Consider the following 14486-nt stretch of genomic DNA (forward strand, 5'->3'; position numbering starts at 1 on the left):
CGGCTAACCCGGCGTCCTGCCGGGTTGCCCACGGATTCAAGCCTGCGTTCGGCCAGCGTGGTTTAACGGGGCGCCTGAGATCAAGATCAAAAGCGCGGCGGCCTTAGAGCCGACCGGTATTTTGTGTCGATCCCGTTCCAAATGTGGGAGGGGGCTTGCCCCCGATGGCGGTGTATCAGTCACTGATGCACTCACTGACTCTTCCTCATCGGGGGCAAATCGAATCGTCGCACCGCCGCTCCCACATTTTCTACAGCCCCCTCAGGTATCAGGCCTTGGCGGCCATTGCGGTGACTTCAACCCGCATGCCTTTGACGGCCAGTTCGGCAACGCCTACTGCCGCGCGTACCGGCCAGGGTTTGGCGAAAAAGCGCTTGTACACTTCGTTGAACGCGGCACGGTCAGCCATGTCGGTGAGGTAGATGGTCAGGTGCATCACCCGGTCCATGGAGCTCCCGGCTTTTTCCAGGGCGACTTTCAGCGCTTGCAGGGTGCATTCGCTTTGCCGCGTGATATCGCCCAGTTCCAGGCTGCCGTCGGCGTGGGTTGGAATCTGGGTGGAAACCAGGATGCCGTTGAAGCCGATCACGTCGCAGGAGATGGACTCCGCATCCGGATCAGGGGTGAACTGTAGATCGTGGTTTGCCATGAAAACCTCTCGCGTTGGCGTAAACGTTGCCGGGCAGTCTAACCATTGAGGCCCTGCGGGTCACGATGGCGCCCAGTAGTTTTTCTGACGTCAAAAAAGAAAACTCCATCCCGGGTAAAGTCGCTTAAAGCCGCGCCGATAGCGTGTTAGAGACCGATTCTCCGCATGGCTGAGGGCGACATCATGTTCAACGCGAAACTCAAACAAGAACTGGCGGCCAGGACGGTCGAAGTCGATGAGTACAAAGGACTGATTGCTGCACTCGAACGCTCCATGGCCGTCGTCGAATTCGACCTCAACGGCAAGGTGCTGCGTGCCAACGATAATTTTCTGAATACCCTGGGCTACAGCCGCGAGCAATTGGCCGGCAAGACCCATCGCGATTTTTGCTCCCCCGCCCTCATCGGCAGCCCGGCCTACGCTCAATTATGGAGCGACCTGCGCGCCGGCAAGTTTGTGTCCGGCACCTTCAAGCGTGTGCATAGCAGCGGCGCGACCATTTGGCTGGAGGCCAGCTATAACCCGCTGCTGGATGAGCGTGGGCAGGTGCTGAAGGTGGTCAAGTACGCGCTGGATGTCACCGCCAAGGTCGAGCAGGAAGCCGCCACCCGCAGCAAACTCGCCGCACTGGACCGGGCGATGGCGGTGATCGAGTTCGATTTGAGCGGCCAGGTGCTGGACGCCAATGCCAACTTTCAACACGTCATGGGGTATTCGCTGGCGGAACTCAAAGGTAAGCATCACCGTTTGTTTTGCGAGCCGAGCCTGATCAACAGCAGTGAATACGCTGATTTCTGGCGACGTTTGAACAACGGTGAGTTTTTCACCGGTCAGTTCAAGCGACTCGGCAAACACGGCCGGGTCCTGTGGCTGGAGGCCAGTTACAACCCGGTCTACGACGGCGACGGCAAGTTGGTCAAGATCGTCAAGTTCGCCAGCGATATCACCGAGCGCGTCGAGAAGTTCGAGGAGGACTCGCGCGGGGCGTCGCGGGCTTATCATATTTCATCGGAAACCGAACGCTTTGCCGAGCACGGCACTCAGGTCATTCAGGATACCGCCACCGAGATGCGCCGCATTGCCGACAATATCGGCGCATCGGCGCGGCTGGTGGGGCAGTTGGGCGATCGCTCGGAACAGATCACGGCGATCGTCAATACCATTCGCGGGATTGCCGACCAGACCAACCTGTTGGCGCTCAACGCCGCCATTGAGGCTGCACGCGCCGGTGATCAGGGACGCGGCTTTGCGGTGGTGGCCGATGAGGTCAGGCAACTGGCGGGGCGTACCAGCCGCTCCACTGCGGAAATCGCTGAGATGATCGGCATGATCCTGACCGAAACCCGGGATGCCGTGAGCAGCATGAACGCTACCCAGGAAGGTGCGCAGCGCGGGGTGAGCCTGGCCGATCAGGCCGGATCGGTGATTTTGCAGATCCGCACCAGCACCAGCGATGCGGTGCAGGCGGTGAGCATGTTTGCGTCCAAGCTGGACGAGTCGGAAGTTATTCCAAAGGCCGCAGTGGGCTGGGTGGGTTGATGCTGATCCACTGAAAGCGCGCGCCGGTACTGATCGCCAGGACCAGCACCGGCGCGGTCTTTACTCTTTCACATCCATGAACTCTTCAGCCCACGCCACATAGCTTTCCGGCAATGTGTAGGTGTGGGTCAACTCCGTGGCGCTGAGGTTCGAGGTGCTGTGGGTGAGCTGGCGTTGCGCACGCAGGCTGTCGTAAGTGGCCTTGATCGCGGCAAAGTAGGCGCCATGCCCGGCCACCACAATACGCACGCCCAGGCTGGCCAGGCGCTCGCTGTCATGCAGCTGCGGGTTGCCGTAGGTCACCAGCATCAGCGGTACCGTGAGCTTTTCGGCGATTTTTTCCAGGTGCTCGAAGTCTTTGACGCCGACCATGCAGATCCCGTCGGCGCCGGCCTTTTCGTAGGCCTGGGTGCGGGCGATCACGTCTTCGGTGGGCAATACGCCGGCGTTGGTGCGGGCAATGATCGACAGTTCTGGGTCGACACGCGCTTCGAGGGCCGCCTTGACCTTGCCGATGCCTTCCTCGACGGAGATCAAATCCGTGGATTTACGCCCGAATTGCGCAGGCAACAGGGTGTCTTCGATGGTCAACGCCGCAACGCCGGCGCGTTCCAATTCTTCAACCGTACGCATCACATTGAGGGCGTTGCCGTAGCCGTGGTCGGCGTCGGCAATGAACGGCAACTGCGCGACACGGCCGATACGGGTGGCTTGCTCGACGAACTCACTCAGGGTAATCAACGCAAAATCGGGTGCCGCCAGTACCTGCAGGGAGGCGACGGAGCCGCCGAGGATACCGACCTCAAAGCCCAGGTCAGCCGCGATACGCGCGGACATGGGGTCGAAAACCGAGGCGGTTTCGACACAGATTGGCTTGGCAAGCAGTTCGCGGAAGTTGCGGCGCAGCGCTGAGTGAGAAATCTTGGGCATGGTCTTTCCTGGCTTTGGTCATCGTCAAGTGACGATCAATGTCTATTCGTGGTGGCGCGAGATTACCACGGCGACGGGCAGGGGTTTATGACGTTTGAGCGTTTAGCAGAGAGGGAAGGGGCAACCGAGATAGATCGTTAAAATGCAATGCCTGCATTTTTACAGCATTAGGTTATGCACTAAAGATATTTTACAAGGCATTCTTACAACCTCATCGTAGCCCCCACAACGACCCCCGAGACCGCACGCGCGGATCGACCTGAAGTGCCTCACACGGCATCTGGAGACGAACGTGCGTTACCTGACAACACTGGCGGCCGCACTGGCCACCGCATTGATCTGCCTGGGCGCGCATGCGCAAACGCTGGTAGTAGGCGACCAGAGCTACAACGCCCAGGCCGCGATGGAAGCGGCAGGGGTGCTCGATGACTTGCCGTACACCCTTGAGTGGAAACAATTCACTGCCGGATCGCCGGTGGCCGAAGCGCTCAATGTCGGCAGCCTGGATATAGGCCTGCTCGGCGACGCGCCCGTGTTGTTCCTGGGCGCATTGGGCGCGCCGATCAAGGTGATTGCCGTCAGCCGGCAAAACCTGGCGGGCGTGGCCATTCTGGTGAAACAGGATTCGCCAATCCACAGCCTGGCGGACCTTGCAGGCAAACGCGCCGCCATCTGGAAAGGCTCCTGGAGTCAGCAACTGCTGCTGAGCGCATTGGATAAAGCCGGTGTTGCCCGGGACGCCCTGGAGCTGCGCTACCTCAGTGCACTGGATGCCTCCCATGCGCTGGAAGGCGGTGCGGTCGACGTCATCGCTACCTGGGAACCCTATGTCACCCAACAGGAACGTCAAGGTGCGCGCGTACTGGCGACGGCAGAAGGGTTGATCCCGGCGCAGAGTTTTATCGCCGCCAACGCCACGGCGGTCGAAAGCAAGCGTGCGCCCATCAGCGACTTTCTCCAGCGCCTGAAAAAAGCCCGCGACTGGGCACGCCAAAGTCCGGCCAACACCAATGCCTACGCCGACGCCTGGTCCAGACGCACCCGCGCCGACGCTGATATTGCACGCGTCTGGTTTGCCCGGGCGCGCACCACCGTCGAGCCGCTGAACGCCCAGGCGCCCATTGAAGCGCAGAAGACCGTGGACTTTTTCGCCAGCCAGGGCCTGGTCAAATCGTTCCCGGCCGCCAGCCTGTTCGACCCCTCATTCAGCGCGGCCCTGCAGCCGGCCGTCGCACAAACACAGCCCTGAATACCCCAAGGATTGCCTCTGACATGACCACACGACAGCTCAAACTGGGCGCCTTGACCATGGGCAGCGGTGGCCCGGGCCGCCACAACCTGTGGCTCGATCCGCAATTGCCTGCCGACGCCAGCGTCAACATCGACTGGTATATCGATATCGCACGCCAGGCCGAGGCGGCGCTGTTCGACTTGATGTTCATCGTCGACAGCCAATTCATCACCCCGGGCTCGCCGTCCCATTACCTCAATCGACTGGAGCCGCTGACATTGTTGTCGGCACTGGCCGTCAGCACGCGGCATATCGGCCTGGTCGGTACGCTGACGACTTCATACAACGCGCCCTATAACGTTGCGCGGCGCCTGGCCTCCCTGGACTTGATCAGCAAAGGCCGCGCCGGCTGGAACGTGGTGACCAGTGGCGACGCCGGCACTGCCGGCAATTACAGCCGTGACGAGCATTACGACTACACCACGCGCTACAGCCGCGCGGCCGAACACGTGCAGGTGGTGCAGGGGCTGTGGAACTCCTACGAGGACGACGCCTTTGTGCGCGACCGTGCCACCGGGCAATTTCTGGACCCGAGCAAACTGCACAGCCTCAATCACCAGGGCGAACACTTTTCAGTGGTCGGCCCATTGAATATCCAGCGCTCACCCCAGGGCCAGCCGGTGATATTCCAGGCTGGGGATTCCGAGCAAGGTCGCGACCTGGGCGCCGCGACAGCCGATGTGATCTTCACCCATGCCGCCAGCATCGAGCAGGGCCAGGCGTTCTACCGGGATATAAAGGGCAGGGCGCTGACCTCGGGCCGTGACCCCGAGCAACTGCTGATCATGCCGGGGGCCGAGGTGTATGTGGGCGACACCGATGCGCACGCCCGCGACATCGAGCAGCATTATCATCAGGTCGACCATAGTTTCGAGCTGGCACTCAAAGAGTTCGGACGTCATTTCGGCTGGCATGACTTCAGCCAGTACGACCTCGATGCCCCCTTTCCTCAAGAGAGCCTGGAGGCTGCGCGCAGCAGCTTTTTCACCGCCGCCCAGCGCATTGCCGATCAGGCCCGCGAGAACGGCTTCACGCTGCGCCAGGCGGTGGAGTTTGGTCGGCAACTGCGTCCGGGCGCGTTCACAGGCACGGCCGACACGGTCGCGCAGAAAATGGCGGACTGGCTGCAGGCCCGTGCCGTGGACGGTTTCAACATCTACATCGGGCACCCGGAGCAATTTGCTCGATTTACCCGGGAGGTCATTCCGTTACTGCAGGAGCGGGGCGTTTACCGCACCGCGTATGAAGGGACGACATTGCGCGAGAGCCTGGGGCTGGACATTGCGCCGTTTGCGCGGCGTTAAGTCAGGTGCCGTGAACGCTGAACAGTCACCGCCCCATTTGGCATAACTGCTGTGCGGATCAAGGGATTAATCGGCAGACGCGTCGTGCCTATAGTTCACTCACCCACGCAGCGCATTCAACCGCGCTGCGCAACCAGCCCCGGACTGAGGTGAGCCTGATGAACCGTGAATTCGATCCCGCCCTGAGCGCTATCAACCAAGTGGACGCCGAGTACTTCGAGTACAGCAAGGCGGCCAACCCTATCAGTGCCAATCTCATCCCGCGCATTCCCTATCACAGCTTTCCCGCCTCGCTGTACGACAGCGGCCCTTCGCGCGTGGTACCGCTGGACCTCAGCGACGCCCTGGGCTGTGAAGGCCCGGCGACCGGTCCGGGCTTGTGCGCGAACTTCATGCGGCTTAATCGCGGCGATACGCTCACCTTGCACCCCAACGCCACTTCGCAGGTGTTCTATGTGATCGCGGGAGAGGGCCGTGCGGTTCAGGGTGAGTTCGTGATTGAATGGTCAACGGGCTGCTTTATCGCGCTGCCCGGCCTGCAGGAGGCGCAATTTTGCGCCAGCCAGGATGCGCGTCTCTACTATGTGCACGACGAACCCTTGTTGCGTTACCTGGGGGTGACCGCCAGCGCCGAGCGTTTTACCCCCACCTTGTACCCGGCGGCACTGGCCAACGCGAAGCTGCGTGAAGCAGCCGACGATCCGCGTGCCCAGGACCGCAGCCGCATCAGCATCCTGCTGGGCAACCGCAATTTCCCCCAAACCCGCACCGTGACGCATGTGCTGTGGGCGATGTATGGAATTCTGCCGGCCGGCTCGGTGCAAAAGCCCCACCGCCATCAGTCGATCGCCCTGGATTTCATCATTGACTGCCCGCCCGGTTGCTACTCCCTGGTGGGAACCGAGCTGGAGGCGGACGGGCAGATTCGCAACCCGGTGCGGGTCGACTGGGCGCCTGGCCTGGCCTTCGTGACGCCGCCGGGGTATTGGCATGCGCACTTCAACGAAGCCGACACCGAGGCGTTCCTGATCCCGATTCAGGACGCGGGGCTGCAAACCTACCTGCGTGCCTTGGATATTCGCTTCAGCTGAGTCAGTTCCAGTCCGGTGTCTCGCCCAGGCGCTCAACGATAAAGTCGATAAAACACCGGACCTTGGAAGACACGATGCGCTTGGGCGGGTAGACGAACCACACGGCAAATGCCCGCTCGGCGCCCTGGACGCGCCATTGCGGCAGCCACACCACCAACTCGCCGGCCTTGAGGCTGCGGGCCACCAGCCAGTCCGGCAACAGCGCGAACCCCAAGCCCTGGCGCGCGGCGATCAATTGCGCGTCCAGGTCATTGATCCGGATGCAGTCGCCATGCACCAACGACGCTACCCGGCTGTCGGCGACGAAGGTGATATCGCTCGCGGCCTGTGTGCCCAGTATTGCGGGCACACTGGCAAGATCGGTGGGCGTCGAGGGCGGCGGGTGCTGCATGGCGAATGCCGGACTCACCACCAGGCGGTAGTGGCCGTCGCAGAGTTTGCGCGCTTTGAGCGTGGAATCGGCCAGCGCGCCAATGCGGATGGCGAGATCGACACCGGCATGAATCAGGTTGACCTGGGCGTTATCCAGCACCAGCTCGACGCTGATCTGTGGGTAGCGCAGGCGAAAGTCGCTCAAGGCCGGAAGGATATGATGACGGGCAAAGGCCGGCGGCAGGTTGAGCTTCAACACCCCGCGCGGGTGTTGATTCAACGCCGACGTCGCCGCCTTGGCGTGTTCCAGTTCGTCGAGCACTCTGCGGGCGTGCATCAGGAACGTCTGGCCACCTTCGGTCAGGTGCAGGGTACGTGTGGAACGGTTGAACAGCGCGATGCCCAGGTCCTGCTCAAGGTCCTTCACGTAGCGTGAAACAGTGGAGGCCTTGATGCCCAGGCGCTCGGCTGCGCGGGAGAAGTTATTGCCTTCAGCGGCTTCGACGAAGGCGGTCAGGGCGGCGAAATAATCCACGGGTGGCCTCGGGGCAGGGCGGGCAGAGGTGCAGGTTGTGGATGTTTGCCTCGTGCTGTCAACTCGAACAGCCAAGCTGGCTGTGGCGGTAATCTGGCTGTGGGAGGGGGCTTGCTCCCGATGAGGGAGTCTCAGTCAATGCATCTTTGACTGGCCCACCGCTATCGGGAGCAAGCCCCCTCCCACATTGCAAGTATTGAAGCTTACCGACGGCAAGGGCGTGGACCTGCTTCTTGAAGTCGCCGGTGGCGAAGGTATCAACGACTCCGTCCAGGCAACCAGAGTGGGTGGCCGCATTGCGCAGATTGGCTTCCTGACCGGGCAAACGGCTAACCTGAAGTTGATGCCGCTGATCTTCCGCCAAACCACCCTGCGTGGCATTGCGGTTGCCCCACGCGCGTCATTCGATCGGATGAACGAGTGCCTCAACACCCATCACATCCGTCCGGTGATCGATCACGTCTACCCCTTCGAACAGGCGCGTGAGGCCTACGAGCACCTGGCGCGCGGCCCATTCGGCAAGGTCGTTATCAAGGTCAGCTAAAATAGAGTTACCAGCGGGGCTCATCATTGATCCTGATCAGGTGTCCTTGCTGGCCCGCTCTGTACCATCAGGCCTCCATCGAAGACCAGGGACGGTTCAACGTGCGTCTCTGGTCGCGCATCTCAAGGACGAGTCAGCCATGCGATCAGTGAAGATCCTTTTATTATCATCGGCATTCAACGGTTTGACCCAGCGGGCCTGGCTGGATTTGCGCCAGGCGGGTCATGATCCCAGTGTTGTCGTGTTCACGGACGAAACCTCCGTGTGTCAGCAGATCGAGGACTCAGGCGCGGACCTGGTGATCTGCCCTTTTTTGAAGGACCGTGTGCCCCGGCAACTGTGGAGCCACCCGCAGCGCCCGGTGGTGATCATCCATCCAGGCATTGTCGGCGACCGTGGCGCCAGTGCGCTGGACTGGGCCATCACCCGGCAGCTCGGCCGCTGGGGCGTCACGGCGCTGCAGGCGGTCGAGGAAATGGATGCCGGGCCGATCTGGTCGACCTGTGAGTTCGACATGCCCGCCAATGTGCGCAAATCCGAGTTGTACAATGGCCCGGTGAGTGACGCCGCGATGGTGTGCATCCGCGACGTGGTGGAAAAATTCGCCAAGGGCTTCGTCCCGGTCCCCCTCGACTACACGCAACCCAGTGTTATCGGGCGTTTGCAGCCGAACATGACCCAGGCTGACCGGACCTTCAGTTGGTTCGATTGCGCAGCTTTCATCAAGCGCAGTATCGACGCCGCCGATGGCCAGCCCGGTGTGTTGGCCAGCCTCCAGGGCGGCCAGTATTACCTGTACGACGCGCACCTGGATTCACGCCAGGGGACGCCGGGAGAAATCCTTGCGGTACAGGACGACGCCGTGCTGGTGGCGACCGGGGATCACAGCGTCTGGATCGGCTCGCTCAAACGCAAGGCCCAGCCAGGGGAAGAAACCTTCAAGCGGCCGGCGCGGCATGTGCTGGCCGAGGGCCTGGCCGGTATTGCGGTGCTTGATAGCGCCATCGCCCGCCAGACGTTCAATCGGCAGGCCTATCAACCGATCCGCTACCGGGAGTTCGGTCACGTCGGCGAACTGACGTTTGAGTTCTACAACGGTGCCATGAGCACTGAACAATGCCAGCGGCTGGTGGCTGCGTTGCGCTGGGCCAAGGGGCGAGACACCCAGGTGTTGTTGATCAAGGGCGGTCGCGGCAGCTTTTCCAATGGGGTTCACCTTAACGTCATCCAGGCGGCCGAGGTGCCGGGGCTGGAAGCCTGGGCCAACATTCAAGCCATTGACGATGTCTGCCATGAGCTTCTGACGGCCAGGCAACTGGTGATCAGTGGCCTGACCGGCAGTGCGGGCGCAGGCGGCGTCATGCTCGCGCTGGCCGCCGATATCGTATTGGCACGCGAAGGCGTGGTGCTGAACCCTCATTACAAAAGTATGGGGCTGTACGGTTCCGAATACTGGACCTACAGCCTGCCACGGGCCGTCGGCAGTGAAGTCGCGCACAGGCTCACCGAAGCATGCCTGCCCATCAGTGCTCTTCAGGCCCGGCACTATGGAATGATCCAGGACATCGGCCCCCGTTGCCCGCACGCATTCGGCCTGTGGCTCGCGCAACAAGCCGGCAGCGCGCTGAACGATGAGCGATACCTGCTCGCACGCACCCGTAAAGCCACGCTGGATATCGAACAGGTTGAGCGCTGTCGCGAACGGGAGCTGGCACAAATGCAGTTGGACATGGTGCAAGACCGCCAACAGTTTGCGCAAAAGTGCCGCAACTTCGTACTCAAGCGCAAAACCTGCCAGACCCCGCAGCGTCTGATTGCGGCATGGGCGTTGGGGTTTGAGACCGGGTTGCCGGAAAGCCAGAGAGGGATGGTCGGTTAAGCCAGTTGCGATGCTATGCTTGGCGTTTGGCAACAGGATGGCAAGGGAGCTATGAGTCGCCCGCTGTTCATTTCGCTGGACGGGCCCAAGGGCACCGGCAAGACCACGCTGCTGGAGGCGGTGACGACAGCCCTGAGGGCCAATCATAAAAAGGTCATCAGGCTGTGCGAAAAAAACAGCGATCCCCACCGGGGTGAAACCATGGGGCTGGTCAACCAGCTCGTCCGACATCCCGACCCGGCACTGGAGTGGGCGGTGTGTGAGCGGTTCGCCGATAGCCGTGGCTGGATTTCCAGGCACGTACTGCCTGAACAGCCTTCTGACAGCATCATCCTGATTGACCGCTGGTATCCGTCCGACGCGGCCTTTCGCCGGCTGATTCCGTTTGCGCAGATTCTGCAACTGAACCTCGACCGTCACGTGCAGGTGCCGGACCTGCATGTCGGGGTTGTCACCCACGCGCACACCTCATGGGCGAGGGCAGCGGCACGCCGGCGTGGGCTGAACAGTACGGTGCTGCACACGCTGGAAGAACATGCCGCCTGCACCCATGCGTTCGAACGCGCGGTTGCCGATCACGGTTGGGTTTTATGCCGCAATGAGGGATCGATCGAGGAGGCGACGAGGCAGGTGGTTTGCGCGATAGATAACGTGCTGAGCGGGCGCTAGTGCGGCGCCCGCCAAGGTGACGCTGGCATCGTGTTCCAGTAGCGGTGAGAAATAGTCACCCAAGGTTTCGTCGCGAATTAACGCAAGGACGAACCAGCCAATGGCGCTATTTATTCAGAATCCGATAGAGATGACCTCGCCGGACGCTTACAAAGAATTGAGGATACAGGATGAAAGAAGGCTACCACTCAGTACCTGATGGCATGCTTGCTACAGTGGTCACGTCGCTGTCGATGACGTCGCGCCCTGATTTGAGGCCGGAAACAGCCACACCCGCTTGGGATTTCGAGCGTGTGTTGAATCCTCAACCCGACGCCTACCGTGCGATTTATAAGAATGTTGGAGAAGATTGGCTGTGGTTCAGCCGCTTGGCCATGACCGATGACGGCTTGAACGAAATTACTCATTCGCCTGACGTGGAAATCTACCACCTGCGTGGGCACAACGGCGGCGAAGGGCTGCTGGAGTTAGACTTTCGTCAGCCAGGCTCGTGCGAGCTGGCTTTTTTTGGTCTATCGAGTCCGTTGATTGGAGGGCCAGTTGGGCGTTGGCTGATGAACCGTGCTATCGAGCGCGCCTGGGCACGGCCTATCGAACGGTTCTGGGTTCATACCTGTACATTTGATCACCCCGCCGCGTTGGATTTTTATCGCCGATCAGGCTTCGAACCATTTTCCCGACAAGTTGAAATTTTCCAGGATCCCCGGTTGACTGGGTTGGTCAACGCAAAAGCGGCGCAGCATGTGCCGCTGATACGCGGCGCTACAAGCCTTGACGAGCCGCTACCTTGCGCTTGACAGGCCTTGCGGCAAAAGCCTCTCTGCGGCTCGCAAGGTGTATGTGCCTAGCTCAAATCATGCAGATCTCGCCCGAGAGGCTGGGTTAAAGACCATTCAGAAAACCTTACCCTCAAACCCTGGCGCTGCGGTGTGCAGCACATGGGGCCAACGGTATAGATTTTCGCCTCTGGGAAGGGCGCAAGCCTGAGCAATGGCCAAGTCACACCATCGGTTGAATACTGCAAGCGCAGCACACCCCCGGAAACGGTTATGCGAAGCCAAAAATCGTCCGGGTTGCCGGGGAAGCAGCCAGGCGCCCAGTCCGACTGACCTTGGGTCAGCACGCTGCTGATCATAGGGGTTCCGTCATTGATTTCTATGCCTGCCTTGAGCCAAGTCTTCTCATCGAGCCTGACCATCATTCCTGCCTGATCGTACAGCTCGCGCAAGTCAGCGTTGACTCTGACCTGAGCCGTAAAGGCGCCTGACGTCGCAAATCCCAGGAAGTGTCCGTTATCGCGTATGAACCCGTAGTGCGTTTCACGCCAAAAGTCGGTTTGGGAGTCGGTAACCACCTCCAGGGAACCGTCAGTGAAGGCTTGGCAACGGTTCGGTTTATTCAGCCAATCAGCGGTTCGCCAAATTGACGTTTCAACGTCCTGACAGACCTCTGCGGTTTGAGTTGTATCCACTCTGCTGCCTCCAGAATTCATTAGCCGGACCTGCGTTGCAAACCAGGCCTTTCACTGCGCCGGTTCGAAGCTTACCGATGGGTCATTTGGAACGACCGACTCTGCCGATCAGTCTACCTGTATCTACTCATGGCTAAGGTACAGCGCAATGGATAAGACAATCACCGCCGATAAACTGGCTACCACCGACCTTGAGTCAATCAACGAAATATGGCTCGGCGGGACGCATACCCAGCTGTGCCTGTGGCGTGGCAAACAAGCCTTCACCCACGAAATGATGAGCGAGGGCACCCACGATCAGAATATCCGACGCCTGTGCTTGCAGTTGGTCAACCCTGACGATCAAGCCGCCGTCGCCAGCATTGAGGCAATTGTGCGCGAACGCCTGAAAAAAATCGGCAAGGAGGGCGAGTTTTATCCGGCTGAGGAAGCGGACACTCATCAATAAAAAAGGGGCGACCATTCATGGGGCGCGCATCGCCCTCGGCGGATACGGGCGGCGAGAACGATCAAGGTTTATTCCTGGAACGAAACGCCGCCACCTTCATCCGGTTGCCGCAGGTCGCCATGCTGCACCAGCGGCGGCGGTGTGATTTGCTCAGGTCATGGAACAGCAGCACGCAGTCGTGGGCCTCGCACTGCCGGACGTATTCAAACTTATCGTGAGTGACCAAGCCCACCAGCGCCTCGGTCACCGGCCCAAGCAGGCTGGCCGGACTGCTGTCCCGAGGATAAGTGGCAGCTCGAAATGCCTTCTTCTCCTGTTCCCATTCCAGCCGGCTCACCGGCTGCCCCGCTTCAAGCACCTGGTTGATCACCGCAAGATCGACGGCAACGCCTGTCATTGCGGCATTCACAACCGCCCTTGAACTCGCGCGAAGCGTGCGAGCGAGCGCCAGCAGCCCACTCGGAGCCTGCAGCTCAGCGTGCTCGGGCAACAGCCCCGCTTGCGCCAGCCAACTCATGACGCTGTGATCATCGACGAAGCAGTCATGGCGCTGATCACCCACCCCGTACTCGGAGTTGATGAAATCGAGGGCAAGGTTGTCAGCCAGAAAAAGTGCGCCTGAAGCAGTGCTGTTCGGATTCATGGGGCGGCCTGTAACCAATAAATTATGTTTGACAGGTTACCAAATCCGGGAATAACCTTCAAACACCAACTTTAACGGTTACACAGGAAGCCACATCATGACTACGTCCAACGCCTCCATGGCCGCTGCCCGGCTCGCCGCCTCCTTGCTGATGAGCAGCGCTGTCGCCGACAACACAGTGCATTACCGTTATGAGCAGGTCGGTGACGTAAAGGTGTTCTACCGCGAGGCCGGCGACCCCAGCGCGCCGACCGTGTTGCTGCTGCACGGCTTCGCCGGTTCATCCTTCATGTTCCGCGAACTCATGCCCGAGCTTGCCGACCGCTATCACGTCATCGCGCCAGACCTACCGGCATTTGGCTTCACCCAAGCCCCTGCACGCGGCGAATACGCCTACACCTTCAGCCAACTGGCCAAGACCATCGGCCAGTTCACCGAACAGCTCAAACTCGATAAATACGCGCTGATGGTCCACGACTATGGCGCCCCCGTGGGCTGGCGCATGGCCAGCGCCCATCCGGAGCGGGTGACCGCGATCATTTCCCAAAACGGCAACGCGTACGAAGAAGGCCTGGGCAAAGGATGGGCGCCTATCCAACGCTACTGGCACGCCCCGACCCAAGAAAACCGTGAGGCCCTGCGCGACTTCCCAACCCCCGCCTCGATCAAGTGGCAGTACCTGGAAGGCGTGGCCGACAAAAGCTCGGTTTCACCCGATGGCTACACGCTGGAAGGGCTGCAAGTCTCCCGGCCGGGCAATGCCGACATCCAGCTCGACCTGTTGCTGGACTACGCCTCGAACGTAGCGATGTACCCGGCCTTCCAGGCGTACTTCCGCCAGTACCAGCCACCGCTGCTCGCGGTCTGGGGAAAGAACGACCCATTCTTCCTGCCGGCCGGCGCCGAGGCGTGGAAGCGCGATATTCCCAAGGCGGATATTCGTTTTTATGACACCGGGCACTTTGCGCTGGAAACCCATGGCAAGGAGATCATCCCAGTGATACGGGCGTTCCTGGACACGAACCTGCGGTGACCAACGCGAACCCTTTGTAGGCGCGAACTTGCTCGCGAAGAACGTCAACGGTAACGACGCGACGCGGGTCTCACGCGTTACGGCCTCG

The 14486-nt window shown here is 60.7% G+C and carries 14 protein-coding genes and 1 pseudogene; 10 read left to right on the forward strand and 5 right to left on the reverse strand.

The window, feature by feature from the left end:
• Positions 1-268: 268 nt before the first annotated feature.
• On the reverse strand, positions 269-649 hold the full coding sequence (locus PspCFBP13528_RS18095; protein WP_065953490.1) for a RidA family protein: 381 nt from the start codon (positions 647-649) through the stop codon (positions 269-271).
• Positions 650-832: 183 nt separating this feature from the next.
• Between PspCFBP13528_RS18095 and PspCFBP13528_RS18100 the strand changes: the two genes are divergently transcribed.
• Positions 833-2188, forward strand: a complete 1356-nt coding sequence (locus PspCFBP13528_RS18100) for a PAS domain-containing methyl-accepting chemotaxis protein (RefSeq protein WP_101220653.1) — start codon at positions 833-835, stop codon at positions 2186-2188.
• Between the two features lie 60 nt (positions 2189-2248).
• On the opposite strand, the gene PspCFBP13528_RS18105 is transcribed toward PspCFBP13528_RS18100, so the two are convergent.
• Positions 2249-3118, reverse strand: a complete 870-nt coding sequence (locus tag PspCFBP13528_RS18105) for an oxaloacetate decarboxylase (protein ID WP_065953491.1) — start codon at positions 3116-3118, stop codon at positions 2249-2251.
• Between the two features lie 292 nt (positions 3119-3410).
• Between PspCFBP13528_RS18105 and PspCFBP13528_RS18110 the strand changes: the two genes are divergently transcribed.
• The 3 genes from PspCFBP13528_RS18110 to PspCFBP13528_RS18120 all read left to right on the forward strand — a co-directional run bounded on the left by PspCFBP13528_RS18110 (position 3411) and on the right by PspCFBP13528_RS18120 (position 6804).
• Positions 3411-4367 (forward strand): ABC transporter substrate-binding protein, encoded by a 957-nt coding sequence (locus PspCFBP13528_RS18110; protein WP_065953492.1) that lies wholly within the window; start codon positions 3411-3413, stop codon positions 4365-4367.
• A gap of 23 nt (positions 4368-4390) precedes the next feature.
• The gene (locus PspCFBP13528_RS18115) at positions 4391-5713 is read left to right on the forward strand and encodes an LLM class flavin-dependent oxidoreductase (protein WP_137201076.1); all 1323 of its coding nucleotides are present in this window, start codon (positions 4391-4393) and stop codon (positions 5711-5713) included.
• Between the two features lie 158 nt (positions 5714-5871).
• Positions 5872-6804 carry a cupin gene (locus tag PspCFBP13528_RS18120; RefSeq protein WP_101220609.1) on the forward strand — a complete coding sequence of 311 codons (933 nt, stop codon included), beginning with the start codon at positions 5872-5874 and terminating at the stop codon, positions 6802-6804.
• 1 nt (position 6805) lies between these two features.
• On the opposite strand, the gene PspCFBP13528_RS18125 is transcribed toward PspCFBP13528_RS18120, so the two are convergent.
• Positions 6806-7711, reverse strand: coding sequence for a LysR family transcriptional regulator (locus tag PspCFBP13528_RS18125; RefSeq protein WP_137201078.1), 906 nt, complete (start codon positions 7709-7711; stop codon positions 6806-6808).
• Positions 7712-7901: 190 nt separating this feature from the next.
• Between PspCFBP13528_RS18125 and PspCFBP13528_RS18130 the strand changes: the two are divergent.
• From PspCFBP13528_RS18130 to PspCFBP13528_RS18145, 4 genes and pseudogenes are all read left to right on the forward strand, one after another.
• Positions 7902-8255, forward strand: a pseudogene (locus PspCFBP13528_RS18130) (zinc-binding dehydrogenase); the annotation flags it as partial.
• A gap of 139 nt (positions 8256-8394) precedes the next feature.
• A complete protein-coding gene (locus tag PspCFBP13528_RS18135; protein WP_137201080.1) occupies positions 8395-10134 on the forward strand; it encodes a hydrogenase maturation protein in 1740 nt (579 codons plus the stop codon).
• A 51-nt stretch (positions 10135-10185) separates the two neighbouring features.
• Positions 10186-10803: a dTMP kinase gene (locus PspCFBP13528_RS18140; RefSeq protein WP_137201082.1), complete on the forward strand. Its 618-nt coding sequence runs from the start codon at positions 10186-10188 to the stop codon at positions 10801-10803.
• A gap of 170 nt (positions 10804-10973) precedes the next feature.
• Positions 10974-11600, forward strand: coding sequence for a GNAT family N-acetyltransferase (locus tag PspCFBP13528_RS18145; RefSeq protein ID WP_137201084.1), 627 nt, complete (start codon positions 10974-10976; stop codon positions 11598-11600).
• 47 nt (positions 11601-11647) lie between these two features.
• Here PspCFBP13528_RS18145 and PspCFBP13528_RS18150 read toward each other — a convergent pair whose 3' ends face one another.
• Positions 11648-12226, reverse strand: a complete 579-nt coding sequence (locus PspCFBP13528_RS18150; protein ID WP_241669122.1) for a DUF1349 domain-containing protein — start codon at positions 12224-12226, stop codon at positions 11648-11650.
• 196 nt (positions 12227-12422) lie between these two features.
• Here PspCFBP13528_RS18150 and PspCFBP13528_RS18155 point away from each other — a divergent pair, with 196 nt between their 5' ends.
• Positions 12423-12722, forward strand: a complete 300-nt coding sequence (locus tag PspCFBP13528_RS18155) for a hypothetical protein (protein WP_137201088.1) — start codon at positions 12423-12425, stop codon at positions 12720-12722.
• Between the two features lie 61 nt (positions 12723-12783).
• Here PspCFBP13528_RS18155 and PspCFBP13528_RS18160 read toward each other — a convergent pair whose 3' ends face one another.
• Complete coding sequence (locus tag PspCFBP13528_RS18160; RefSeq protein ID WP_137201090.1) at positions 12784-13365, reverse strand: ABATE domain-containing protein; 582 nt, start codon at positions 13363-13365, stop codon at positions 12784-12786.
• A gap of 97 nt (positions 13366-13462) precedes the next feature.
• Here PspCFBP13528_RS18160 and PspCFBP13528_RS18165 point away from each other — a divergent pair, with 97 nt between their 5' ends.
• Complete coding sequence (locus tag PspCFBP13528_RS18165) at positions 13463-14398, forward strand: alpha/beta hydrolase (RefSeq protein WP_137201092.1); 936 nt, start codon at positions 13463-13465, stop codon at positions 14396-14398.
• The last annotated feature ends 88 nt before the right edge of the window (positions 14399-14486 follow it).

The organism is Pseudomonas sp. CFBP13528 (genome assembly GCF_005233615.1).
Taxonomy (GTDB): domain Bacteria; phylum Pseudomonadota; class Gammaproteobacteria; order Pseudomonadales; family Pseudomonadaceae; genus Aquipseudomonas; species Aquipseudomonas fluorescens_AM.